Consider the following 24,467-nt stretch of genomic DNA (forward strand, 5'->3'; position numbering starts at 1 on the left):
CTTCGTGTTTCTCTGCTGATCAGTTGTCGCACGCGATGGCCGCCGTGAGTTCGCGGCGCGTACGGTCGGTCACCCCGGGGAGCTCGTTCAGAAGAACGGACAGGGGCAGGGCTGTGGACTGGCCGAGGAGTTGCTCGACATCGATGTGGGGTGGCAGATAGTCCCGCAGAACCGCCGACACAGACGCGATGATCGCGTGGTCGGCGGCAAGGTGCTCGACGCGACTGTCGAGGGTGAGCTGTTCCGGTGCGGGAGCGGGCGTGTAGGTCCACTCGTAGCGACCGGCGTCGACGGCGTGCTCCGTCCGGTCCGGGTGCTCGGGCAACGCCACGACCGCCGTCGTGCCCTGCGGGATCGTGACACGCACGGTCATGGTGTCGTCCCCGCGTTGCCACTCGACGCTCACTCGCCCGTGGACGGTGTCGTGCGCGGTCCGTGCATGGGCCAGGCCGCCGCCGGGCCGGGGCGCGATCCGCATCGTTCGGTAGCCCGCGCTCGTCGCGCTGACGCCTCCGATCGCGGAGTGCATCCAGTGGGCGACGGAGCCGAGCGCGTAGTGGTTGAGGGACGTCATTCCGGACGGGTTCACCGTGCCGTCGGGCAGGATGGCGTCCCACCGCTCCCAGATGGTGGTGGCCCCGCGGACGACCGGATCGAGGAACGAGGGTGCCCGTGTCTGCAGCAGCAGGCGATAGGCGTCGTCCGAGTGCCCGGTCGCCGTCAGGGCGTGCGCCACATGCGGCGTGCCCGCGAAGCCCGTGGAGATGCGGTATCCGTCGCGCCGCACGATGTCGGCCAGGCGGGCGCCGGCGTGGGGCAGTTGGCTCTCGTCGAGCAGGCCGAAGCGGATCGCCAGGGCGTACGATGTCGCGCACTCGCCGGTGATTCGGCCGCTGCAGCTCACGTATTCGGCGCGGAAGCCCGCTCGGACTCGATCCGCGACCTCGGTGAAGTACGCGATGTCCTCCGCTCGGTCCAGCCCCTCTGCGGCGCGCGCCATTTCCCGTACGGTCTGGTGGAAGAAGGCCGTCGCGACGAGATACCGGTCAGCCTTGGACTGGCCGGGGCGGTCCATCGGAGCATCGGGGTCGAGCCAGTCCCCGAACTGAAACCCGCTGTTCCACAGGCCCGTGCGATCGAGCAGCGGCACCACGCTCCGGGTGAAGGTCGCCATCGATGCGTAACAGCGACGCAGAGTCTCCTCGTCGCCGTACTCCCAGTACAGCTGCCAGGGCAGCCGCACCGCGACGTCGCTCCACAAGGCCGCCGGTGTGTCGTGGCCGGGCTGGACATCAGGTACGACGTACGGGACGAACCCGAAGTCCTTCTGCTCAAGGGCGAGGTCGTCGAGCCACGACATCAGCACCCCGCGCACGTCGTACAGGTAGGTCGCCGTCGGGGCGAAGGCGTTGATGTCTCCCGTCCAGCCGAGTCGCTCGTCGCGCTGCGGACAGTCGGTGGGGATGCCGACGAAGTTGCCGCGCATCGACCAGACGACGTTCTCGTGCAGCCGGTTCAGCAGGGCATCCGACGTCTCGAACCATCCCGTACGGGTCATGTCACTGTGCACGACGACGGCCTGTACGTCGTCCGGCCGCAGGTCGCCGGGGAGTCCGTCGATCTCGGCGTATCGGAAGCCGTGGTAGGTGAACCGCGGCTCGAACTCCTCGGGTCCGTCGCCGGCGAGCACGTACCGGTCGGTCGCCTCGGCCGTGCGCAGTGTCGTGTAGTCCGGCACGCCGTCGACGAGCACCTCGGCGTGCCGCACGGAGACAGTGGTTCCGCGGGGCCCGTCCAGGCGGAGCCGGACCCAACCGGGAAGGTTCTGCCCGAAGTCCACGACCGTGGTTCCGGCCGGGGACTTCCAGATCTTCAGTGGCGGCAACGCCTCGACGCGTCGGATCGGCTCCGCGGTGGCCTCCGCCAGGGCGGCCAGGTCCCAGTCGACCCGTTCCGTCTCTTGCCAGGTGCGGTCGTCGAATCCGGGCTCGTTCCACCCGGCCGGTTCGAGCGTCGCGTCGATGGTGACCCCGTCGTAGAGGGAGTTGGCGCGTACGGAGCCCTGACCGCACCGGAACCTCTCGCCCGAGGCCACGTACTCCGTCCGGTCCGGGTAGCGCAGTTCGATCAGGGAGAGCAGGGCGGGACGATCGGCATAGATCCGGGGGCGCGTGATCTCCTCGAAGCCGAGGCGGCCGACGGCCCAGCCGTCGCCGACGATGGCGCCGAACGCGTTGGTGCCGGTGCGCACCGAGGCGGTGAGGTCGTGGCTGCGGACGAGGAGGCGGTGCCGGTAGGACGTCCAGCCCGGTGCCAGGACCTCGTCGCCGACCTCGGATCCGTTCAGATAGGTCTCGACGGCACCGAGGGCGGTGATGTGGAGGGTTGCGCTCAGGAGGTCCGGGCGAGCTTCGAACTCGGTCCGGAAGTACACCGCCGGATCGCCCGGCTCGCCCACGCGTCGTTCGGGCGAGCCGACGAACACCGCGCCGGCGGCTTCGAACTGTGCTGAGAGCATGTTGTCCATTTCTCGTTAGGAGACAGTTGGCCGCGCTCGGTTCGACGGAGTCTTGGTCGGTCGGGCGTGCGTACGGCCATGTAGCGGAGGTCTCGGGCTCACCCTCCCGAGGCCTCCTGGCGGCAGGCCGAGGTCGCCCGTCGGAGTGGTACACCGCCGGGCCGACGCCGAGCGCGACCGCTGTCGGACTGGCCGTTGTCAGGCCGGGGAGATTTCGGTGAGGTCGAGAAGCGGACGCCGCAGATCGACCTTCACGCCCTTCACCTTGGGCGAGGTGTAGTAGAAGACCGAGAAGCTGGTCACCGGCACGAGATAGGCCAGGTCGACGGCCCGCCGCGTTGCCTGATCGTAGAGCGAGCGCTGCTCGGCGCCCGTCGCGCTGCCGCCTTGCTTGACCAGTGACGCCACCGTCGGGTCGTCCCCGCCGTACATCAGGCCGGGGGTCGGACTGTAGAACTGCTTCGCGTAGAGGAAGAACGGGACGTAGCCGTACCCGTAGGACACCATGGAATGCTCCGCGCTCAGATACTCCCGTGAGTACTTGGCACCGTCGCTGGCGTTGATCGCACGCACCTTCACACCGATCTTGGCCCAGTCCGATATCACGGCTTGTGCGACGTCACTGGTGGGTGGGTTCACGGTCAGACTGAGCATGGTGGCGCTGAAGCCGTTCGGGTAACCTGCCTTCGCCAGCAGCGACTTCGCCTTCTCGGGGTCGTAGGCGTAGCGATCGGCTTCCGACTCGAGGTAGTCGGGCGTACCCGGTGTCCCTATCTGGTTGACCGGCTTGCCCGTGCCGTGCAGCAGCCCCTCGGCGATGGCCTTTCGGTCGACGGCGTAGTTCAGCGCCTGCCGGACGAGCTTGTTGCGCAGGGGCTTCGCCCCGGCGCCCTTCGCACGGCCGGTCAGTTGGATTCCGGTCTCCCCGACCAGGGTGGAGTACGTCTTGAGGTTGGCGCTCTTGGCGCTGTCCATTGTGTTGATGTCGCCCTGCGCCAAATCGGCGGCGCCGGTCTTGAGCAGGGAGAGCGCCGCGTTGGTGGAGCTGACGACCTTGATGACGATCTTGCCGTAGCGGATCGCGGACTTGTTGTAGTAGTTCGGGTTCGGTGTGTAGGTGTAGTGGTCCCCGGAGACGGTCGCCTTTTCGTCGAGCACGTACGGTCCTGCGCCGAAGGTCTGGTGCCCCAATGCCTTCTTGTCGGCGAGGCCCTTCGCACTGACCACCGAGCTGAGATGAGTGGTCGACGACAGGTTGTAGGGCATTTCCGGGTTGGGCCGCTCGAGCTTGAGGGTGACGGTGCGGTCGCCGGTCGCCTCGACGGTCACCTTGCCGAGGGCCGGTGCGTTCGGACTGGCGGGATCGGCGAAGGTGTACTTGAGCGAATTGACCACCGCGGCCGTCGTGACCGGTGTGCCGTCCGCGAACTTCACACCTTGCCGCAGGGTGAGTTGGAACTCACGGTTGCCCTTGCCGACGTACTTCCACGAAGTGGCCAGGCCGGGCTCGAACTTGCCTTCCGGGCCGCGGTGGATGAGCGAGTCGTACGCGAGGGGGGTGTACCAGTTCTCCCCTACAGTGATGCCCGCGCGCGCCGGGTTGAAGGTGCTGGGTGGCATGAGCGAGACGACGTTGAGCGTGCCTCCGGACTCGCCCGTCGGCGAGTCGGCGGTGCCGCTGCAGGCCGACGCGGTCAGTGCGGCGCACACCACACCGGTCAGCAACGTCGGGGTGCGGGTGAATCCTCTGTTCATGGAACTTCCTCCATGCAAGGCCATGCGTCCGGAACGGGTGTTGGTGCCGGCGGTCCGGATCGCGTATGACGAGGGTGTTATCGGGAGTCCTGTGCGGCGGTGAGCCGCTGGGCGGGTGCTCGATCGGGATCCGGGTCGGGCACCGCGGCGAGCAGCTGCCGGGTGTACGGGTCGGTGGGCGCGCTGTAGACGCGCTCTGCCGGGCCGGTCTCGACGATGCGGCCCTGGTGCATCACGGCCATGCGGTGGGACAGGAAGCGGACCACTGCGAGGTCGTGCGCGATGAAGAGGTAGCTGAGGCCCATCGACTCCTGCAGTTCGGCGAGGAGGTTGAGGATCTGTGCCTGCACGGAGAGGTCGAGCGCGCTGACCGGTTCGTCGCAGATGACGAGGGACGGGTTGATGATCAGGGCGCGGGCGATGGCGATGCGTTGCCGTTGTCCGCCCGAGAAGTGCGCCGGATAGCGGTCGGCGGCGTCGGGCGGCAGACCGACCCGGACGAGCATGTCGTGCACGCGCTCGGCGATGTCTCGGCGCGACAGCGGGGACGACTGCCGCAGCAGGGGCTCGGCAATGGAAGTACCCACCCGTCGCGTGGGGTTGAGGGAGCTGTAGGGGTCCTGGAAGACCGCCTGGATCTCCGAGCTGAGGGCCTGGCGCTCGCGCCGACCGGCTGCGGTGATGTCGCGGCCGCGGAACCGGATCTGCCCTTCGGTCGGCGGGCGGAAGCCGAGGACGATGTTGGCGAGGGAGCTCTTGCCAGAGCCCGACTCACCGACCAGGCCGAGAGTTTCGCCCTCGGCGATGTCGATGCCGACTCCGTGGAGGACGCGGGCGGGCTTGCGGCGAAACCCCTGCGGATAGTCGAGGACGATTCCGTGTGCGCTCAGCAGGGGCTGGGCGGGTGCCGTGTCGGTCCGGCTCACGAGGCATCCTCCAGGTCGAGTTCCCGCACGCGGTCGATGTGGATGCAGCGACTGTCGTGATCGGCGGTGATGGCCGCCAGGGGGATCGGGCGCTGCGCGCAGTCGGCGGCGGCGAGCGGGCAGCGATCCTGGAAGTGGCAACTCGCCGGCCAGTCGGCGGGGGCCGGCACGGTGCCAGGGATCGTCGGGAGCCGCTTCAAGTCCCCAGTGGTGCTGCCGTCGGCCGATGTCCGGCCGAGTGCGCGGTGCGGGTTGGCCGCAAGGAGGCTGGCCGTGTACGGGTGCGCCGGCGAGTGGTACAGCGTGCCGACCGGCCCCTGCTCGACGACCTGTCCGGCGTACATGACGACCGCGCGCGCACACAATTGCGCCGCGACGCCCCAGTCGTGGGTGATCAGGACGATAGCGAGTCCCCGTTCCGCCTGGAGGTGCCGCAGCAGTGCGAGGATCTCGGCCTGCACGCGGGGGTCCAGCGCGGTCGTCGGTTCGTCGGCGACAAGCAACTCGGGGTCCCCGGCCAGGGCGAGCGCGATGGCGACACGCTGGGCCATGCCTCCGGAGATCTGGTGCGGATACTGGCGCAAGACGGCTTGCGGATTCGGGATGTTGACCAGGTCGAGGAGTTCCACCGCACGTGCCCGTGCGGCACGGCGGTCAAGGCCGTGATGTCGGCGCACGGCCTCGGAGAGCACGCCGCCGACGGGGAACGTGGGGTCGAGCGCGGTCATGGGTTCCTGGGACACATAGCCGATCCGGGCTCCGCGCAGCGCGTGCCGGTCACGGCCCGACAGCTGGAGCAGCTCGGATCCGTCGAAGCGGCAGGAACGCGCGCGGACTTCGGCGCTGCCCGGCAGCAGGCCGAGTACGGCGGAGACCGTGACCGACTTGCCGCATCCGGACTCCCCGACGATGCCAAGGACCTCGCCCCGCGCGACGTGAAAGCCGACGCCTTGGACCACTGCGCTGCGCGTGTCCCCCGCACCGAAGACGACCCGGAGCCCGCGGACGGAGAGCAGTGCGTTCGCGTCCGGCGGACCGTTGCCGGCTCCGGCTTGATCGTCCTCGCCTTCGTCCGTTACGGGCAGCGCGCCGCCGTCGCTCGCGCCGCGGCGCCGTGCCGGTGCCGGTGCGGTGCTCCACCGTTGCACCATGACATCGCGCAGGGCGTCGCCGAGCAGCGCGAGGGCGAGCATGGTCAGAGCGATGACGCCGCCCGACGGCACCAGCATCCAGCTGGACCGGTCCAGGACCTGGCTCGCCTGGGTGATCAGACCGCCCCAGGACGGCTCCGGTTCCTGCACGCCGAGTCCGAGGAAGGACAGACCCGCCTGCACACCGACCGCGGCCGCGGCCATCAGGGACGCCTGCACGACGATCGTCGTCGCGAGGCGCGACACGATATGCCGGAGCAGGATCTGGCCGTCGCCGAGGCCGGACACGCGGGCCGCCGAGACGTACTGCTCCGTACGGACGCGTTGCGTCTCGGCGCGGATGACCCGGGCGAGCCCCGACGCACCGAGCACGCCGAGCGTGATCATCGCGAGATGCTGGTTTCCGGGGAACACGGCGAGGACGAGCAGGAGGATGAGAATGGCCGGGAGCGCGACCGTGATCTCGATCCAGCGCAGCACCGCCCAGTCCACCCAGCGGCCCAGGTAGCCGGCCAGCACGCCCATGACGGTCCCGGTGATGACGCAGACGAGCGTCACCTCCACGATTCCCAGCAGAACCCCCTGACCACCGAACAGGACACGGCTGAGGATGTCCCGGCCCAACTGGTCGGTACCCAGCCAGTGTTGCCCGCTGGGCCCGGACAGCACGTGGGTCAGGTCGGTGCTCGTGGGCCCGTACGGAGCGAGCACGTCCGCACCCACGCTCATCACGCCGACTGCCACCAGCCACAGGAGCGAGATGACTGCCAGCGGCCTGCGCACCAACGCCCGCAGTGCCGATCCGCGCCGCGGCTGTGGCTTCGTCACCGACGACCGCTCAGCCTGTTCGTCCTTCAGGCCGGCGCCGCCGCGCGTGGGGTCCACTGCAGTCTGCTCGATGCCGGTCACCGGACACGCACCCGGGGGTCGATCGCGCCGTAACAGAGATCGACGAGCAGGTTCGCCGCGACGACGAGCAAGGTGAAGTACACGACTGCTCCCTGGATCACAGGCAAGTCCCTTTGCGCTGTCGCCTGTTGGACGATGGAACCGAGGCCGGGCATTGCGAAGACCTGCTCGATGAAGATCGTGCCGCTGATCAGCCCGACGAACACGATGCCGATGACGCTCATGATCGGCACGCCTGCGTTGCGGAGCGCGTGCCGGAAGAGAATCGACCGGTGCGAGAGGCCATTGGCCCGCAGCGTCTTGATGAAGTCCTGGCCCAGGACCTGCCCGAGAGAGTCGCGGGTCTGCTTGGCGATGACCGTGGCCCCGCCGATCGCCAGGGAGGTCACCGGCAGCACCAGGGACCGCGCCCACTGCCCTGGCGAATCCGCGAAGCTGACGTATCCGGCGACTGGCAGGAGCCGGAGCGTGACCGAGAAGAACGAGGTGAGGACCACCGCCAGCCAGAAGTTGGGGATGGCCATGCCGCCCAGAGACAGGACGTCGACGATGCTGCGGGTGACACCGCCGCGCACCGCCGAGGTGATGCCGAGGGCAAGGCCGAGGACGGCACTCGCCAGTGTGCCCAGGATCAGCAGCGAGAACGTGACCTCAAGGTGCTCGTTGAGCTGGGACGTGATGCCCTCACCGGAGAGGATCGAGGTTCCGAAGTCACCCTGCACCGCATGGCCCAGCCAGCTTCCGTACTGCTCGAAGATCGGCTTGTCCAGGCCGAGGCTCTCACGGAGGGCGACGATCTGCTGCGAGGTGGCTTGCGGACCGAGCATCATCTGCGCGGCGTCCCCTGGGGCCACATTGGTGAGGACGAACGACAGGGCTGTGGCGACGAAGACGACGGGCAGTGACCACAGCAGGCGGTGCCCGAGGAGTTTCAGCACGGTAGGTCCCGCGTGGCCAGGTCTCCTGCGGGCGCCGAGCGAGCGGCGCCCGCGGCGGAGGCGATGTATGGCGGCACGGTGGAAGGCAAGTTGCGCACGGCGCTCTCCGGAGATGGCTCGGATCGGGTGTCGACGGCGGTCGATGTTCCAGATCGGTTTCGGACCGTTGAATTTCCAGTGACACTTGAAGTTCGCGCTCAAGTTAGGACTGGGCTTGGCGTGCCGTCAATACCGAGCGCACACTGAAGTTCGGGTAGTGGGTGACCGGTTGGGCAGCGGGCATGGCCGCGCGGGCGAACCGGCGGCGAATACCTCATCCGAGGTGCCGGGCTCACCGGTGGTGGCGGAATCCGGACTACCAGGCGTACCGGCTACCGAAGTTGGCCAGCCGGTGGGTGAGCCGACTGCCGAAGTTGATCTGCCGGTGGGTGGACCGGCGACTGCCGAGGCTGGCCTGGCGGTGGGTGACCGGCGGCCGGTAAGCCCGGACCGCCTACGACGTGACCTTGCGCGCGTCGCCCCGGCGCCCCCGGGGGGAGCGCAGCAGGACGGCGTCGATGAAGGCTCCGAGCCGGGCGCCGATGTCGAACGACGGATCGACCAGCCAGTGGTTCTGCAGTCCGTCCCAGGCCGCGATGATCAAGGCTGCGGCCTGTTCCGGATCGACCGCGGAGCCGACCTCTCCGGTCTCCTGGAGCAGTGAGATGTCCTGGGCAAGCCGCGCGCGCGAGAGGCGCCAGTGTTCCTTGAAGTAGTCGTGCGCGGGGTGTTCGGGGTTGCCGGCCTCGCCGAGCAGGGACGCGTAGAGGTGGACGATGTTGGTGCGGCGCACGCCGACCACGGCGAGCGCGGGGGCGGCCGCGACGGACTCGCCCGGGCTCAGCAGGCTCATCTCCTGCTCGTCGAACAAGGTCAGAGCCGCGACGAGGAGCGCTTCCTTGGAGGGGAAGTGGTAGAGGAGACCCGCTTCACTCATGCCTGCCCGCTTGGCCACCCCGAGCGTGGTGACACTGCGGTGGCCATGCTCGACCACCAGCGCCAACGCGGCCTGGGCGATGGTTGCGCGGCGTTCGCGCGTCCGTGCATACGGACCGCGCCGACGGGGCTCTGACATGCCAGCACCGTATCCGACTCCGCACACACGCCCGTTCGCTTCGCGGACGCGACCGGCGAGGCGTCGATGAGAACGGGAAACTCTCGCGCAGCTGTTGACGTGCACCCGAGCCGCCGACACTATGAAATTCAAGTTGGACTTGAGATTCGCTTCGAGGGTCCCTTGCGCTGCGGACGAGCGGGACGCGGAGAGCTCCGAGCAGCAGTGGCCCTGAGAACCGGCCGAGGACTGCCCCGGGGTCGCAACACCATCGGGGAGCGGTCAAGGACCGCAAACTGCCCTCCCCAACCGGTCACTTACCACCAAGCGCGAGGAGCCGAGATGGCAGGATTGTCCGTACAGCGCGTCGCCGAACTGAAGGCGCGGGCGCAACGGGACGTGGACGAAGGGCTGTTGCCGGCGTGCCAGTACGCCTTGGCCAGGCACGGCGAGGTACTCGTGCACGAGACGGTCGGCGACGCGCCGTCCGACGCCCGGTTCTCGATCTGGTCGACGACCAAGCCGGTGTTCAGTTCGCTCGTGTGGCAGTTGATGGGTGAGGGCAAGCTGGACCCCCTCGCGCCGGTCGCGGATCTGTGGCCGGAGTTCGGGGCACACGGCAAGGACCGGGTGACGCTCGAACACCTCCTGCTGTTCACCGCGGGGTTCCCGGAGGCAGCGCTCGACCACGACACGATCTTCGACCGCCCGGCCCGGGTGCGGCAGATGGAACAGTGGGAGCCGTCCTTCGAGCCGGGCACGGCCCACGGCTATCACGGGTTCAGCGCGCACTACGTGATGGCGGAACTGGTGGAGCGGGTGACCGGCACCGACCACCGCACGGCGCTGCGGGAGCGGATCCTCGATCCCTTGGGCCTCGACCGGCTCGAACTCGGTGTTCCCGAGGACCGGCAGGGTGATCTCCAACTCATAGTCGGCGCCGGTGAGCCCAGCACGGAGGAGGAAATCAAGGACCTCCTCGGCGTCGACTCGCTGCCGCGCGAACTGAGCGAGGCGATCGCGGCTGAGGCCGCGAACCCGAGTGTGCGTCCCGAAGACCTTCTGGTCCAGTGCCAGCGACCCGACCTGGTGGCGTACGGCCTCCCGGGGGCCGGAGGTGTGAGCGACGCGGCAAGCTTCGCGCAGTTCTACCAGCACGTGCTGCACGACCCCAAGCGCCTGTGGGACCCCGCGATCCGGCACGACGTCACCACCAAGGTGCGGAACACGTTCACCGACCCGCTCGGCGTCATCGCGAACCGTACGCGCGGCCTCGAACTGCAGGGGGACGACCCGACTTGCCTGCACCGCGTCGGCGGAGGCGGCGCGACGCCGCGCACGTTCGGGCACAACGGGGCCGCCGGACAGGTCAGTTGGGCCGACCCGGACAGTGGCCTCTCCTTCGTCTACCTGACCAACGGCGTCGACCGGAACAACGTCCGCGTCGTACGCCGCGCCCGCGACCTGAACGCAGCGGCGATCGCCTGCGTCGCCTGACCACTCCTCACCTCTCACCACCCCGCGCGCACCGCCGCGTCCGGCACCGGCGCCTCAACGGCCCAGATTGCGAGTCACCGAGATATGTCCGACCACGACCCAACCGCCTTACCGGATAAGGCAGTTGCACTCGATGTGTCCCATCAGGACGATCCCGCGTTCGGCCCCGCGTTCATCGATGTCGACGAGTGGCGTGAGAGCCCCGTCCCGCACCGCTATCTGCACGGTGGTTTCGAGGGCACCGAAACCCGCTTCGTGATGTACCTGCCGGAGCGCGAGACCTACCGGGGGCGGATGGTCCAGGAACTCGCGGGCGGTGTCGGAGGAGTCGAGGCGCACCCGCCCGAGTACCTGGAGAAGCTGCTCCGCGGCGCGTTCCGCCTGGGCGCCTTCGTGGTCGCCTCGAACCAGGGCTGGATCCTCACTCCGCAGCGCCCCGGGGTCGGTGGTCCCGGTCTCCCGGATGACCTCACGATCCTGTCACACCGGGCGAGCGCGCAGACCGCCCGTTACGCCAAGTCGGCCGCGGCCGAGCTGCTCGGCGCGCGGCCGCACCACTCCTACCTCATCGGCGCCAGCGGCGGCGGTGCCCGCTCGGTCGCGGGCATCGAGCAGGTGCCGGGACTGTGGGACGGCGCGGTCCCGATCGTGATGGTCAATCAGCACCTGGCCTGGCACTACTGGTCGGTCTGGGGCCGCGCGGAACTCGCACTGCGGCACAAGAGGGAGGAGATCACCGCGGCCGTCGACGCGGGCGCGGACCCCTTCTCGGTCCTCGACACGGACGAGCAGCGGCAGTGCCTGTCCGACCTCTACCAGGTCGGATATCCGAAGGGCGCCGAGTTCCTGCTCAACATGGGTGCGGCAGAGTGGGCGAACTGGATCCCGCTCATCGACCCCGAGTACGCAACGGACTACTGGAACCTCCCTGGCTACGCGGGCGAGGGCAGGCAACCTCTGCGCGCCACCGGCACCGTCACCGAACTCGTCCGGGCATCGGATCCGGAAGCGAGCGCCCTGATGGGACCGCTCGGCGAGGAACTCCGCCGGCTGCTTCCACCCGACCGCGTGGTCGGTGCCCGCATCGACGGTGTCGAGCTCACCGAGGACATAATCGGCTGCCGCTTCACTGTCGGCGACCCCGGCGACGAGGTCCTTCGGGTGTGCACGGTGGTGGACGGTGACCGCGTCGGCTTCGCCGAATTCAACGAGCGCCCGGCGCCACGGGTGGGCCAGGAGATCACCCTGGACAACACCCTGGATCAGGCCTGGGCCCACTACCACCGGCACATCATCGACCCGCAGCGGCCGACGATGCGACGCTGGGCCGGCGATGGCCTGCCGATCTGGCCGCAGCGGCCCGCGGACGCGGAGCGCCGGGCCGTGCTCTGCGCACTGCCGACCGGCCGGTTCGACGGCAAGATGATCGTCGTCCAGAGCGCCCTCGACCACCTGTGCCCACCCCTGTTCGCGCACGAGTACGTCGAGTCGGTGCGTGCCCGGCTGGGGGACGGCGAGGACCGCATACGCCTCTGGATCCTCGACAACGCCCAGCACGGTGACCCGGCACCCGAGCATGGCACCGAGCCCAACTTGCGGTTCGTCAGGTTCCTCGGTACCTCCCTGCAAGCACTTGAGGACCTCGTGGCATGGGCGGAGGACGACGTGACACCGCCGACCGACACCTCCTATGAGCTGGACGCCTGGAACAGGACGCTGCTGGCGCCGACTGCTGGGCGGCGGGGCGGAATCCAACCGCTCGTCTCCCTCGTGGGGCCAGCCGAGGCCGGCGTCGGCAAGACCGTGCGTTTCACGGCCGAGGTCGAGGTCCCGCCCGGGACGGGATCAGCGGTCGGGGCAGCCTGGGACTTGGACGGTACGGGCCGCTTCGAGTTGAAGGCCCAGATCAAGGAGCCGGCGTCGCACCTGACGGTTGATCTGGAGCACTGCTTCACGCAACCGGGTACCCATATGGTCGTGGTGCGGGTGGCGAGCCAACGCCAAGCAGACGCCTCGGACTCGGTCCGGCTCGTGGAGAACTTGGCGCGGCTCCAGGTGCGCGTGACGGACGGATCCTGAGCGAACCAGGCGGCCTCCCCATGTAGGGGGCCGCCTGGTGCCGACGTACCGCGCTACTCCGCGAGTGCGCCGAAGTCGAGGTTCCGGAACGCGTTGGCGACGAAGTGCGCGGCCAGGCGCGTGGCCTCGCCGAGATCCTCGCCGCGGTCGATGGCGTGCTCGCAGACCTGAATGGCGACGCCGACGCAGGCGGCGGCAAGCCCTTCGGCGGTCCGCCTGGGCGCTGGGCCGTAGGGCTGCTGGCGGCGCTCGATGAGGCCGGCGAGCCGATCGGTCACCGCGCCCAGGACCTGCCGCCGAAGACTTGTGGGGTGGTCGCCGGTCCTGTCCCCACGGAAGAGCAGGTCGAAGCCCTCGGCGCGCTCTGCGGCCAGGCGGAAGAGCGGCTCCATTCCCGTTCGTGCGAGGTGAGTGAGCGACAGTTCGGCCCCGTGCTCGTAGGCGTCGGCGATCCAGCCATTGAGGACGTCCGCCTCGCGTTCGATGACGCGACGGTAGATCTGCTCCTTGCTCCCGAGGCGGGCATAGAGCGTGGGCCTGGTCGTCCCTGCCCGTTGTGCGATGTCGGCGATCTGGGCAGCGCTGTAGCCGGCCGCGTGGAACACGCCACGGGCCGCGTCGAGCAGTTGGTCTTCGTCGAAGCGGCGGCCACTCGGGCCGAGCGCGGTGCGGACGGACATGAGAAGAAAGTATAGGACGACTTCTTGACGCGAAGTAAAGATCCACCCTAGCTTGACGCGAAGTAAAGAACGAGTCGCCTCTCTGCAGCACCCCACCCACATCCACACGCACGGAGGAAAGATGTCCCCTTCCCGTTCGCGCCGTCGCGCCGCCGGGACGACGGCGCGGTCGATGCATCCGTCAGTGAACGCGAGCGTGCGTTGGCGGATCCTGCCCGCTCTGGGCGCCACCGCGTCCCTGCTCCTGACGTTGGGGGCGACCGACGCCGGCGCCAGCAGCGGCGAAGCGAGGGCCGACCGTGCGGCTGCACCCGCGGGCAGGACCGCCGGCGTTCCGTTCGAGCCGATCACCTTCAAGCGTGTCCCGCTGCCACCGGAGGTACGCGGGTCCTCACCGTCCTTCACCCCCGACGGCAAGCACCTGCTGTTCCCCGGGACTCATACGGTGGACGGCAAGACGAAGAGCGATGTGTGGATCACCGACCTGAAGGGCAAGGGCGTCCGCTGCCTCACCTGCTCGACCGGGGCGGACCTCCCGCGGCTCCCTTACGTCTTCCCGTTCGCGGACGGCAAGCGGGCCTTCCTCGGGTTCCATGGCGTGCTCGAATGCGCGCCCAGCATCGTGAACTGCCGCACGTCCAAGTACCTGCCGTACGACCTCTCGACGGCGAACCCCCCGCTCGGCGTGATCCCGCCGGGCGGTGCGGCGAACAGACCGCAGAGCGTCGTCCGCCAGGGCGCCTACCCCACCCTCGCGCAGGACGGAAAGCACATCGGCTACTCGGACGTCCGCACCGACGGCCTCGAGCAGATGGTGGTCGCCAAGCTCGTCCGCAAGAAGAACAAGTACGTCGCCGAAGACCCCAAGGTCATCAACCCGCCCGGCCCCACTTCGGCGACCGACCGGAACATCGACGCCTGGTCGGAGAGCACGGGACTCTACGAGCTGAAGACGTTCACCCATGGCGGAAGCCATGTGACGTACGTGCACTCGGGCGGCACCCACTCGGAGAACCCCGAGGTCTGGCAGGTGAACCTCAAGACGGGGGTCCGCAAGCGGCTGACCCACCACCCGGACTGGGACGAGGACTTCGCCGGTTCGCCCGACGGCAGGAGTGCCGTGGTGTGGAGCAACCGGACCCACAACATGTGGGACGCGCTCGGCGGCCTTATGCCCCACCGCAGCTTCATCGACGCGCCGATGGTCGGCGCCGAGGCCGGCATGCTGATCAACACGCCCAACAACCTGGCCTGCGGTGGCGTGGTGTGGCTGACGCCCGGGGAGGGCGACCACGGAGGTTCGGTGTCGGGGCAGCCGATCATCGCCCCGGACGTGCACGCACACACCACCGTGACGGGGTGGTCGGCATGGAGCCCGGACGGGACGAGGTTCGCGCTCAACGCGGTCAAGCAGGGCTCCGGACTGTTTTCCGGCGAGGTCCCGGACTATCTGGCCATCGCTCAGATGCCCGGTCGTAAGCCGACCAAGCCGGAACCCGTCGTCAGCTCCGAGGTCGGCGACTGGGCCCAGGCCCCGGCCGACTGGCACCCTCCGTTCGGCTACGTCGGAGACGTGACTCTCGACGGTCCGGGCGGTGGCACCGTGGACATCCAGTACAACGGCAAACAGGGCGCGGTCTACGGCGACTTCTCCGCGACGTACAAGAACTACTCCGAGGACGGCAAGACGTTCCTCGACGGGACCAAGAAGATCGATGTCCTGGAACCCGGCATCACCAAGGTCCACGAGGTCACCGACCTCGTGATGACGGGTGAGCACACCGGATCGCTCCGCAAGGACCTCGAGATCACCGGCGGCAACGCCACCGGCACGCCGACCTACAAGGGATCCTCCACCGCCACCTACGACGGCAAGACCGTAACGGGACCACCGTCGTGGCTGACGCAGAGGGGCTCCTGCCCCGAGCGACTGCCGAAGAAGCCGCAGATGAAGGCGACGGCCAAGCACCTCGGCCATGGCCGCTACGAGATCAAGGTGACCGCGAGCGTCGGCGGCATGGGCCCACACGAGACCACTGTCGACACCCGGCCGGTGACCCACGCGCGGATCGACACCCCCGGTCAGGACGCCTACACCAACGACCGCGGCATCGCTGTCATCACGCTCCCCGGCGGCCGCCCGGCCACGGTGAAGGTGACGGCCGGCGAGACGATCACGCCGACGAACCTGCGGGTCGGCTGAGCTGTCGGCGCGGTGGATGCGTCCGGCGGCGAGGGCGAGGACTGCCGAGGTCCTTGCCCTCACCCGTCGGACACGAACCTCATGCACGGAGACAGGCTCCGCAGCCGCACAGGAGGAGGTTGCCCGATGAAGGGCGTGACGCGCAGAGGCGCAGCAGCGGGAATCCTCGGAGTTCTGGCGATGACCGCGTGCTCGAACCCCGGCGCCGGCGGAGACTCCGGACCTCCTGGGACGGCGGAGGCCACCGTCCAGGCCAAGGAGTTGACCGTCTGGACCAACAGCGCCGATCCCGAATCGATCAGAAACGTCTACGAGCGGTTCGGGGAGAAGTACGGCGTCAAGATGAACATCGTCGAGATCGCCGCGGACGGCTTCGAGAACCAGGTCCAGACGAAGTGGGCCAGCGGAGGCCGGCCCGACATCCTCGAATACCACGCCACCTCCGCCTTCTGGGCCCTCAACCCGGCCCGGAACATGGTGGATCTGTCGAGCATGCCGTACGTCGCCAAGTCCGGCGACCTCTACCAGCAGGTCGGGGCGTACCGCGGGAAGGTGTACGCGGCGGTCACCCAGAGCCCTGGGCTCTTCGGCATTTTCTACAACAAGAACGTGCTCACGAAGGCCGGACTGCGCCCCCCGAAGACGTACGACGACCTGAGCCACATCTGCTCGGTACTCAAAGCGAAGAATCCCGCCGTGAACCCCCTTTGGGAGAGCGGCGGTTCACAATGGCCCACACAGATCCTGGGCGGCATCCTGTACATGAGTTCCGCTCAGAAGCGGGATGACTGGGCACAGAAGGTCACGGACAAGAAGGCCGAGTTCGACGACCGGAACGGCCCGTTCGTCGCCGGAGCGTCCGCATACGATCGGCTGCGCAAGGACGGTTGCTTCAACAAGGACGCCACCACCGCCACGTTCGAGGCATCGGTGAGATCCGTCGCCGACGGGTCGAGCGCGATGGTGGCACTCGGCTCCGATCTCAGCCCGTTCAACCAGGAGTTCGGTGGCGACACCGAGAAGACGGACGCGACCATCGGCTTCGCCGCGGTGTCGGCGGACGGTCCCATCGCATCCTGGGCGCCGAATGTCTCCGGCACCTGGTACGTCCCCAAATCCGGGGACGCGAGGCGTCAGGGCACGGCACTCGCCTTCGTCAAGTACGCCACCGGTGCGGGGTACCAGCAGTACATCGACGAATCCAGGACGGCCCCGCTCCTTTCGGGCTTCAAGGATTCGTCCGGCGTGCAGCACCTGCAGCGGCAGATCACCGACGCGTACAAGACGAACTCGGCTCTGGCGTTCAACACCGACCTGGTGGGCTTCAGCGACCGGTTCGCCGCCTACACCACGGGGATCCTCAGCGGCCAGGAAACACCGCAGGGCGTGGGGAAGAAGGCGCAGACCGCCTTCGAGCAGGGCGCCGAGGCCGCCGGTCTGCCGGGGTGGTGACGAGTCGATGCGACCCCTTCGATCAGTGCATTCGATGGCGAACGTGCCTCCGGCGCTCCGCAGGCTGCGCTCGGCGAGCGCCGGCCCACCGGGCAACGCGCGCCGCGGCCGGAGCCGGTGGTGGCCCCTTGCCCTGCCGGCCTTCCTCCTGGTCTTCGCGTTCTTCCTGCTCCCGTTCCTGCTGAACGTGCGCTTCGCGTTCACCCGATGGACCGGCTATGCCGAAGACATCAGCTGGAACGGCCTCGACAACCTACGGAGCATGGCCGAGCAGGGCATCCTGACCGGTGCGCTCGAGGCCACACTCACGTACGCGGTCATCGCTATGATCGTCCAAAACGCCTTCAGCCTCAGCCTGGCCCTGGCCCTGCAGCGTTCCGACCGGGTCAACAGCGTCTTCCGCGCCGTGTTCTTCCTGCCGGTCCTCATCGCACCGGTCGCCGCGGGATACATCTGGTCCGCCATCGTCGCCCCGGCGGGACCGCTCAACAGGGCCATCGGCCTGGTCGTACCGGGCTTCGACTACGCCTGGCTGGGGCACGGCTTCAGCGCGTTGGCCACCACGGCTTTCATCGACGCCTGGAAGTGGAGCGGATTGACGACGTTGGTCTACATCGCCGGCCTCAACGCGATCCCACGGGCTGTCATCGAATCCGCGACGGTGGACGGGGCGAACGCCTGGCAGCGGTTCTGGCGTATCCGCCTGCGCCTCCTGGCACCGGCCTTCACGTTCACGATCGTCGTGACACTCATCGGGGCGCTGAGCGCCTTCGACATCATCATGGCGACCACTCGTGGAGGTCCCGGCGACTCCACCGCGGTGCTCAACGTCGCGGTGTTCACGCAGTACGGCGGGGGCTTCTTCGGAACCGCGAGCGCGTTGAGCCTGGTGGTGACCGCGTTGGTGGCCGGGATCGCCCTTCCGCTGATCGCGTTCCTGCGCAGTCGGGAGATCGAGGCGTGATGACCGGCATCGCTACTCGCTCTCCGGCTCCGTCTCAGGCGGTGGTCTGCACACGTCCAGCGGTCCGTTCCCGGGTGGTCTCCCGGAGGCGGCTCCGGGAGACCACCCGAGTCGTGCTCCTTACGGCTGTCGCTGTGGGCTGGATCGGAATCCCGTTGTGGCTCCTGCTGGTGAACTCGGTCAAACCCCTCAGAGAGGCCGGTGTCCTCGGGCTCGGGCTGCCGAAAACCTGGAGCCTCGTCGACAACTACGCCACGGTCATCCGCGAGGGCCGTTACGGCGCAGCCGTCATGAACAGCGTGCTCATCGCCGTGCCGACCATCGCCTCGGCTCTGCTTCTCGGTTCGCTGGCGGCATGGGCGTACGCCAGATCACGCAGTACGACGATGAAGTTCGCCTACAACCTCACGGTGCTGTCGATCCTGCTCCCGCCGGCGGTCCTCCCGACCATCTACGAGCTGCAGTTGACGGGCCTGGACGGCACGCGGCTCGGCTACTTCCTCGTGATGACCGGGACACGCATGGGAACGGTCGTCTTCCTCGCCACCGGTTTCATCCGGGCGATGCCGGCCGAACTGGAGGACGCCGCGGAGGTCGACGGCGCGGGCAGACTTCAGATCTACCGGCACGTCGTTCTGCCGCTGTTGCTTCCTGTGCTCCTGGTCGGATCCATGATCCTGATCATCACCATCTGGAACGAGTTCTTCTTCGCGGCGTTCCTCCTCCAGGGCAGCGAAAGGGCAACGCTTCCCATGGCCCTCTACCAGTTCGCATCGGCGTCGCCGGACACATCCATCGTGCGATGGAATCTGATCTTCGCGCACGTCGTGCTCACGAGCCTGCCGCTCGTCGTCGCCTATCTGTTCGTCCAGCGGCGCATCGTCCCGGGTCTTTCCGAAGGCGCGATCAAGGGATAGGTCCTGTACCGGGGGTCGATAGGTCGCCCGTCCACCGCTGATGTCGTAGACGGCACCGGTGGAGAAGCTGACGCGGTCGGACGCGAGGAACGCGACGAGTTCGGCCACCTCCTCCGGGCGTCCGATGCGTTTCATCGGGATGAGTCCGGTGATGTGTTCCAGCACGTCGGGGGCGGTGGAGTCGTTCATGGGCGTGGCGATGACAGCCGGTGTGATGACGTTCACCAGGACGCCGCTGGTGGCCAGTTCCTTGCCGGCGGACTTGGTCAGGGCGATGACCGCGGCCTTGGACGCGGAGTAGACGGACAGGTTGGGGTTGCCGTCCTTGCCCGCCATGCTTGCGAAGTTGACGACCCGCCCCAGCCGCCCTCGCGCATGCCGGGGACGAAGGCCCGCAGGGTGTTCACGGTCCCGATGACGTTGACGTCAAGGACGCGGCGCCACTGTGCGGCGGTGGTGTCGAGGAGCGGGGCGCTCGGACCGACGACGCCAGCCGAGTTCACGAGTATGTCGAAGGGACCTGCCTCCGAGGCAAGGCGAAGCAGCGCCGCTTCGTCCGTCACGTCTGCGGAGACGTCCGCACCGGCCAGGTCAAGCATGGTCACCTTGACGCCGTCGGCGCGCAGGCGCTCGGCCGCGGCCGCGCCCAGGCCGCTGGCTCCCCCGGTGATCAGGGCGGTCCGGGCAGTGTTCGTCGTCATGTCGCTCCTTCGGACATACCTCGGGCAGAGGTACGGAGGTGCCGGTCAGTGGGATTCGCGGCTGACGTCGGAGCCGCTGGAGCCGACAAGGAAGTCGAGGTCCGCCCCGGTGTCGGCCTGTTGGACGTGGTCGACGTAGAGGCGCTCCCAGCCCCGCTTCGGGTGGGCGAAGCCGTCGAGGGTGGCCTCGTTCGGCACGCGGCGGGCGAGTTCGTGGGCCGGTACCTCGACGTCGATACGGCGGGCTTCGACATCGAGGCTGATCACGTCGCCGGTGTGCACGAGAGCGAGCGGGCCGCCTGCTGCCGCCTCGGGTGCCACGTGCAACACGACCGTGCCGTACGCGGTGCCGCTCATCCGGCCGTCGCAGATGCGCACCATGTCACGTACGCCCTGCTCCAACAGCTTTTTCGGCAACGGCATGTTGGAGACCTCGGGCATGCCCGGGTACCCCTTGGGCCCGCAGCCGCGCAGCACGAGCACCGAGTCCGCGTCGACCACCTCCAGGCCAGGGTCGTCGATGCGGTCGTGGAAGTCCTCGACGGAGTCGAACACGACCGCCCGGCCGCGATGCCGCAGGAGATGAGGAGAGGCGGCGGCAGGTTTGATGAGAGCGCCGTCGGGGGCGAGGTTGCCGCGGAGCACGGCGATACCGCCCTCGTCGACGAGCGGCTGTTCACGCGGACGGATGACCTCGGCATCCCAGACGGCGGCGGTGTCGAGATACTCGACGAGCGGCCTGCCGGTGACGGTGAGCGCGTCCGGGTCGAGGAGATCCCGCACTTCACGCAGGACCGCGAGCAGACCCCCGGCGCGGTGGAAGTCCTCCATGAGGAACCGGCCGGCCGGTTGCAGGTCAACGAGGACCGGGACGCGCGAACCGATGCGGTCGAAGTCGTCGAGGGTAAGGCCGACACCGAGGCGGCCGGCCACAGCGAGGAGGTGGACGACAGCGTTCGTGGAGCCGCCGATGGCGGCCAGCGCGACGATCGCGTTGTGGAAGGAGGCTTTGGTCAGGAAGGTGCTCGGACGTCGATCGGCACCGATCATCTGGACCGCGGCTCCCCCGCTCCGGTGCGCGGCCTGCAGAAGTCGGCTGTCGGGCGCGGGAGTTCCGGCCACGCCCGGTACGACAGTACCGAGGGCCTCGGCGACGAGGGCCATGGTGGAAGCGGTGCCCATCGTGTTGCAGTGGCCACGGCTGCGGATCATCGCCGACTCGGAGCGTGTGAAGTCCTCCTGGCTGAGTGTTCCTCCCCGGACTTCCTCCGACAGCCGCCAGACATCGGTGCCGCAGCCGAGCGGTGTGCCACGGAAGGAGCCGTTCAGCATCGGTCCGCCGGGCACGACGACAGCGGGCAGATCGACCGAGGCCGCGGCCATGAGCAGCGACGGGATCGTCTTGTCGCAGCCGCCCAACAGCACCACACCGTCAAGGGGGTTGGCCCGCAGCATCTCCTCCGTGGCCATCGCCGCCATGTTCCGCCACAGCATCGCGGTGGGTCGCACGTTTGTCTCCCCCAGCGAGACGACGGGCAGGTCCAGCGGGATCCCGCCAGCCTCGTATACGCCGTTGCGCACGGAGGCCGCCACCTCGTTCAGATGCGCGTTGCAGGGCGTCAGGTCGGATGCGGTGTTCGCGATGGCTATCTGAGGGCGGCCGGTGAAGGCGTCGTCCGGGACACCGCGGCGCATCCAGGCCCGGTGAATGTAGGCGTTGCGATCCTGTCCCGCGTACCACTGCGCACTTCGAAGCTCCACACCCAACTCATTCCAATAATCGGTACATTGGTCTAATCTCTGGAACGTCATGGACGATACGCAGATGTTCGACGGACCGAAAGCCCTCGGCGGCAGGAAGACCGACCCGCCGGTAGGAGACCCAACTGAGGTGGGTACCAAGGGACTTGTTGGCTCCGACCGGGTGCTCGCCGTGCTCAAGGAGCTCGCGCGCCATCCCGACGGAGTCGGCTTGGAGGAAGTGACACGGGTGATCGCCAGCCCCAAGCCGACCGTGCACCGCGCGTTGCAGTCTCTATGCCGGGCCGGTCTGGCCGACCAGGACGCCCGGGGACGCTATCTGCTCGGAGACGAATTCCTGCGCATGGCCTTCGCACACCACGAGGCGCGCCCGGATCACGTGCGCGTACGATCGGTTCTGGAGAGCCTGGCCGAGCGGTTCGGTGAGACCGCGCACTACGCGTTGCTCGACGGCCACGAGGTCGTCTACCGCGCCAAGGTCGACCCGCCCACCGGCGCCGTCCGCCTGACCTCAACCGTCGGCGGCCGCAATCCCGCACACACCACCGGCGTCGGAAAGCTGCTGCTCGCCCATGAGTTGCGCACGCTCCATGAGGTCGAGACCTGGATCGGCGACGGCGCTCTGGAACGCCGGACCCCGCGCACCAACTGCACCGCCGCGGAACTGTATGCGGAGTTCGGGGCCATCAGGGAGCGCGGCTACGCCCTGGACGACCAGGAGAACGAGCCCGGCGTCAACTGCCTGGCCCTGCCCGTGTACGCGACCTCGGCGACGAGCCCGTCCGGTGCGGTGAGCGTCAGCGCGCTGACTTACCGCACCCCGCTGAGCACATTGATCGACGCCTACGACGAGATCCGTTCACTGCTCGGCCCGTTGGGAGCACCGCTCCAGTGACCACGCCGCGACTCACGCCCGCGAGCCCCGAGAGGTTACTCCTTTTGTCCGGCCAGCCGATCCGATTCCCTCGCTGAACCACCCCTTGAATCACGGAGATTGAGCCCTTGCATCTGATGCGCATCGGTGCCGCCGGCGCCGAGAAGCCCGTCGTCCGCCTCGACGACGACACGTACGTCGACCTTTCCGACCTCGTCAGCGACTTCGACGAGAAGTTCTTCGGGTCCGGTGGCCTCGACCGCATACGACCCGTGGTGGCCGAGCGCGCGGCGGCGGGGCAGGTGTCCCGTTTCGCCGGAGAACGCATCGGCGCGCCCATCGCCCGCCCGCACCAGATCCTGTGCATCGGACTCAACTACCGTGACCACGCCGCGGAATCCGGCATGGCCGTTCCGGACGAGCCGATCCTCTTCACGAAGTCGCCCAACACGCTGGTCGGCCCCGACGACGATGTGCGCATCCCGCGCTGGTCCACCAAACCCGACTGGGAGGTGGAGCTCGGCATCGTCATCGGCCGGCGCACCAGCTACCTGGATTCGGTGGAGGAGGCACGCGACGCCATCGCCGGATACGTCGTCGTCAACGACGTCAGCGAGCGCGCCTTCCAGTTGGAGCGCGGTGGACAGTGGGCCAAGGGCAAGTCCGCGGAGACCTTCAACCCGGCCGGGCCCTGGCTCGCGACGACCGACGAGATCGAAGACGTCCTCGCCCTCGACATGTGGCTCGACGTCAACGGCGAGCGCCGGCAGACCGGCAACACCAAGACGGTGATCTTCGACCCCTGCTTCATCGTCCACTACCTGAGCCAATTCCTGGTCCTGGAGCCAGGGGACCTCATCAACACCGGCACCCCGCCCGGGGTCGGCATGGGCTTCACTCCACCGATATGGCTCAAGCCGGACGACGTGATGGAGCTAGGCATCACCGGTCTCGGCACGCAGCGCCAACACGTCCTCGGGCCTCGGTGAGCGGAAAGCCATGCGCGCATTCGTCCTGACAGGCCCCGGCACGTACGAGGTACAGGACATCCCTGAGCCGGTCGCCGCACCCGGAGAAGTGGTCATCGATGTCGAACGCGTCGGCGTGTGCGGCACCGACATGGAGTTCTTCACCGGCGAGATGGCCTACCTGCACCAGGGACACTCGTCCTTCCCGATGCGCCTCGGCCATGAATGGTCCGGCCTGGTGCGGTCGGTGGGAGCCGGTGTCGGCCGGGAGTGGCTGGGCCGCCGGGTCACGGGCGACACGATGATCGGCTGCGGCGACTGCCGACGCTGCCTGCGGCGCCGCGGTCATGTCTGCGAGAAGCGACGAGAGGTGGGGGTCCGCGACGGGCAACCCGGCGCACTGGCTGAGCAACTCGCCGTACCTGCCTCCTCGTTGCACCCCCTGCCCGACTCCGTCGACGCCACGCTCGGCGCCCTGGTGGAACCGGGCGGCAACGCCCTGCGCGCCGCGCAGGCCGCGAGTGCGGACAGGAACGAACGGGTGCTGGTCCTCGGTCCGGGGAGCATCGGCCTGCTGGTCGCGATGTTCGCGCGGGCCGGCGGAGCCGACGTACACATCATGGGCAAGGAGCAGAGTTCCCTGGACTTCGCCGGCACCCTAGGATTCGAGCGGCTCTGGCGGGAGGACACCCTCCCCGACCTCCCCTTCGACTCGATCGTCGATGCCTCCAACGCCCCGCACCTCCCAGCCCTGGCGCTGGAGTTGGTGGAGCCGGGCGGCCGGATCGTGTGCATCGGCCTGGCCGGCGAACCGAGCCGCATCGACACCCGGACGCTCGCGCTCAAGGACGTCACAGCTGTCGGTCTTCTGTCGGCGTCACCTGCGCTCGACGCGACCATCGCGGCGTACGCGGACGGGTCGGTGGATCCCCGGCCGTTGGTGGCGGCGACTGTGGGCCTGGGCCAAGTCGGCGCCGTCCTCGCCGGGGAGCGTCCACGGGGGGCCAGAGCCGGCCCCAAGATCCATGTGGACCCGCGAAACATCGCGGGCTGATCGGGCTACGAGACCTGTAGACGCGCA

The 24,467-nt window shown here is 68.4% G+C and carries 17 protein-coding genes and 1 pseudogene; 9 read left to right on the plus strand and 9 right to left on the minus strand.

Annotation, left to right across the window (positions count from 1 at the left end):
• Positions 1–19 precede the first annotated feature (19 nt).
• The 6 genes from ACIQ1J_RS32780 to ACIQ1J_RS32805 all read right to left on the minus strand — a co-directional run bounded on the left by ACIQ1J_RS32780 (position 20) and on the right by ACIQ1J_RS32805 (position 9,311).
• On the minus strand, positions 20–2,518 hold the full coding sequence (locus tag ACIQ1J_RS32780) for a family 78 glycoside hydrolase catalytic domain (protein ID WP_403562622.1): 2,499 nt from the start codon (positions 2,516–2,518) through the stop codon (positions 20–22).
• A 198-nt stretch (positions 2,519–2,716) separates the two neighbouring features.
• The gene (locus ACIQ1J_RS32785; protein WP_403562624.1) at positions 2,717–4,273 is read right to left on the minus strand and encodes an ABC transporter substrate-binding protein; all 1,557 of its coding nucleotides are present in this window, start codon (positions 4,271–4,273) and stop codon (positions 2,717–2,719) included.
• A 77-nt stretch (positions 4,274–4,350) separates the two neighbouring features.
• Positions 4,351–5,199 carry an ATP-binding cassette domain-containing protein gene (locus tag ACIQ1J_RS32790; protein WP_403562626.1) on the minus strand — a complete coding sequence of 283 codons (849 nt, stop codon included), beginning with the start codon at positions 5,197–5,199 and terminating at the stop codon, positions 4,351–4,353.
• Positions 5,196–7,235 (minus strand): dipeptide/oligopeptide/nickel ABC transporter permease/ATP-binding protein, encoded by a 2,040-nt coding sequence (locus ACIQ1J_RS32795; RefSeq protein WP_403562628.1) that lies wholly within the window; start codon positions 7,233–7,235, stop codon positions 5,196–5,198. The genes ACIQ1J_RS32790 and ACIQ1J_RS32795 overlap by 4 nt, the downstream gene beginning before the upstream one ends.
• A 20-nt stretch (positions 7,236–7,255) precedes the next feature.
• A complete protein-coding gene (locus tag ACIQ1J_RS32800; protein ID WP_403562630.1) occupies positions 7,256–8,398 on the minus strand; it encodes an ABC transporter permease in 1,143 nt (380 codons plus the stop codon).
• 292 nt (positions 8,399–8,690) lie between these two features.
• On the minus strand, positions 8,691–9,311 hold the full coding sequence (locus ACIQ1J_RS32805; protein WP_403562632.1) for a TetR/AcrR family transcriptional regulator: 621 nt from the start codon (positions 9,309–9,311) through the stop codon (positions 8,691–8,693).
• Between the two features lie 321 nt (positions 9,312–9,632).
• Between ACIQ1J_RS32805 and ACIQ1J_RS32810 the strand changes: the two genes are divergently transcribed.
• Both ACIQ1J_RS32810 and ACIQ1J_RS32815 read left to right on the plus strand, forming a co-directional pair.
• A complete protein-coding gene (locus tag ACIQ1J_RS32810; RefSeq protein ID WP_403562634.1) occupies positions 9,633–10,787 on the plus strand; it encodes a serine hydrolase domain-containing protein in 1,155 nt (384 codons plus the stop codon).
• Positions 10,788–10,922: 135 nt separating this feature from the next.
• Positions 10,923–12,866 (plus strand): hypothetical protein, encoded by a 1,944-nt coding sequence (locus tag ACIQ1J_RS32815; RefSeq protein WP_403562636.1) that lies wholly within the window; start codon positions 10,923–10,925, stop codon positions 12,864–12,866.
• Positions 12,867–12,919: 53 nt separating this feature from the next.
• On the opposite strand, the gene ACIQ1J_RS32820 is transcribed toward ACIQ1J_RS32815, so the two are convergent.
• On the minus strand, positions 12,920–13,546 hold the full coding sequence (locus ACIQ1J_RS32820) for a TetR/AcrR family transcriptional regulator (protein ID WP_403562638.1): 627 nt from the start codon (positions 13,544–13,546) through the stop codon (positions 12,920–12,922).
• Between the two features lie 196 nt (positions 13,547–13,742).
• Between ACIQ1J_RS32820 and ACIQ1J_RS32825 the strand changes: the two genes are divergently transcribed.
• The 4 genes from ACIQ1J_RS32825 (at position 13,743) to ACIQ1J_RS32840 (ending at position 19,082) form a co-directional block, all read left to right on the plus strand.
• A complete protein-coding gene (locus ACIQ1J_RS32825; RefSeq protein ID WP_403562640.1) occupies positions 13,743–15,749 on the plus strand; it encodes a hypothetical protein in 2,007 nt (668 codons plus the stop codon).
• Positions 15,750–15,929: 180 nt separating this feature from the next.
• Positions 15,930–17,201 (plus strand): ABC transporter substrate-binding protein, encoded by a 1,272-nt coding sequence (locus ACIQ1J_RS32830; RefSeq protein ID WP_403562642.1) that lies wholly within the window; start codon positions 15,930–15,932, stop codon positions 17,199–17,201.
• Positions 17,202–17,388: 187 nt separating this feature from the next.
• A complete protein-coding gene (locus ACIQ1J_RS32835) occupies positions 17,389–18,165 on the plus strand; it encodes a carbohydrate ABC transporter permease (RefSeq protein WP_403562644.1) in 777 nt (258 codons plus the stop codon).
• 134 nt (positions 18,166–18,299) lie between these two features.
• Positions 18,300–19,082: a carbohydrate ABC transporter permease gene (locus ACIQ1J_RS32840; protein WP_403562690.1), complete on the plus strand. Its 783-nt coding sequence runs from the start codon at positions 18,300–18,302 to the stop codon at positions 19,080–19,082.
• Positions 19,083–19,172: 90 nt separating this feature from the next.
• On the opposite strand, the pseudogene ACIQ1J_RS32845 reads toward ACIQ1J_RS32840, so the two are convergent.
• Both ACIQ1J_RS32845 and ACIQ1J_RS32850 read right to left on the minus strand, forming a co-directional pair.
• Positions 19,173–19,783, minus strand: a pseudogene (locus ACIQ1J_RS32845) (SDR family NAD(P)-dependent oxidoreductase); the annotation flags it as partial.
• Between the two features lie 45 nt (positions 19,784–19,828).
• The gene (locus ACIQ1J_RS32850) at positions 19,829–21,544 is read right to left on the minus strand and encodes an IlvD/Edd family dehydratase (RefSeq protein WP_403562692.1); all 1,716 of its coding nucleotides are present in this window, start codon (positions 21,542–21,544) and stop codon (positions 19,829–19,831) included.
• Positions 21,545–21,593: 49 nt separating this feature from the next.
• Here ACIQ1J_RS32850 and ACIQ1J_RS32855 point away from each other — a divergent pair, with 49 nt between their 5' ends.
• The 3 genes from ACIQ1J_RS32855 to ACIQ1J_RS32865 all read left to right on the plus strand — a co-directional run bounded on the left by ACIQ1J_RS32855 (position 21,594) and on the right by ACIQ1J_RS32865 (position 24,440).
• A complete protein-coding gene (locus ACIQ1J_RS32855) occupies positions 21,594–22,439 on the plus strand; it encodes an IclR family transcriptional regulator (RefSeq protein ID WP_403562646.1) in 846 nt (281 codons plus the stop codon).
• Positions 22,440–22,546: 107 nt separating this feature from the next.
• Positions 22,547–23,407, plus strand: coding sequence for a fumarylacetoacetate hydrolase family protein (locus ACIQ1J_RS32860; RefSeq protein WP_403562648.1), 861 nt, complete (start codon positions 22,547–22,549; stop codon positions 23,405–23,407).
• A 10-nt stretch (positions 23,408–23,417) separates the two neighbouring features.
• Positions 23,418–24,440 (plus strand): zinc-binding dehydrogenase, encoded by a 1,023-nt coding sequence (locus ACIQ1J_RS32865; protein ID WP_403562650.1) that lies wholly within the window; start codon positions 23,418–23,420, stop codon positions 24,438–24,440.
• Positions 24,441–24,467: the final 27 nt, after the last annotated feature.

The sequence above is a fragment of the Streptomyces sp. NPDC097107 genome (assembly GCF_044762405.1).
Classification (GTDB): Bacteria; Actinomycetota; Actinomycetes; order Streptomycetales; family Streptomycetaceae; genus Streptomyces; species Streptomyces thinghirensis.

Bases quoted from the DNA above. Each gene is read 5' to 3' on its own strand.
- ACIQ1J_RS32855 (WP_403562646.1), top strand. From the start codon at position 21,594: ATGGACGATACGCAGATGTTCGACGGACCGAAAGCCCTCGGCGGCAGG.
- ACIQ1J_RS32820 (WP_403562638.1), bottom strand. From the start codon at position 13,546: ATGTCCGTCCGCACCGCGCTCGGCCCGAGTGGCCGCCGCTTCGACGAA.
- ACIQ1J_RS32810 (WP_403562634.1), top strand. From the start codon at position 9,633: ATGGCAGGATTGTCCGTACAGCGCGTCGCCGAACTGAAGGCGCGGGCG.
- ACIQ1J_RS32805 (WP_403562632.1), bottom strand. From the start codon at position 9,311: ATGTCAGAGCCCCGTCGGCGCGGTCCGTATGCACGGACGCGCGAACGC.
- ACIQ1J_RS32830 (WP_403562642.1), top strand. From the start codon at position 15,930: ATGACCGCGTGCTCGAACCCCGGCGCCGGCGGAGACTCCGGACCTCCT.
- ACIQ1J_RS32865 (WP_403562650.1), top strand. From the start codon at position 23,418: ATGCGCGCATTCGTCCTGACAGGCCCCGGCACGTACGAGGTACAGGAC.
- ACIQ1J_RS32780 (WP_403562622.1), bottom strand. From the start codon at position 2,518: ATGCTCTCAGCACAGTTCGAAGCCGCCGGCGCGGTGTTCGTCGGCTCG.
- ACIQ1J_RS32785 (WP_403562624.1), bottom strand. From the start codon at position 4,273: ATGAACAGAGGATTCACCCGCACCCCGACGTTGCTGACCGGTGTGGTG.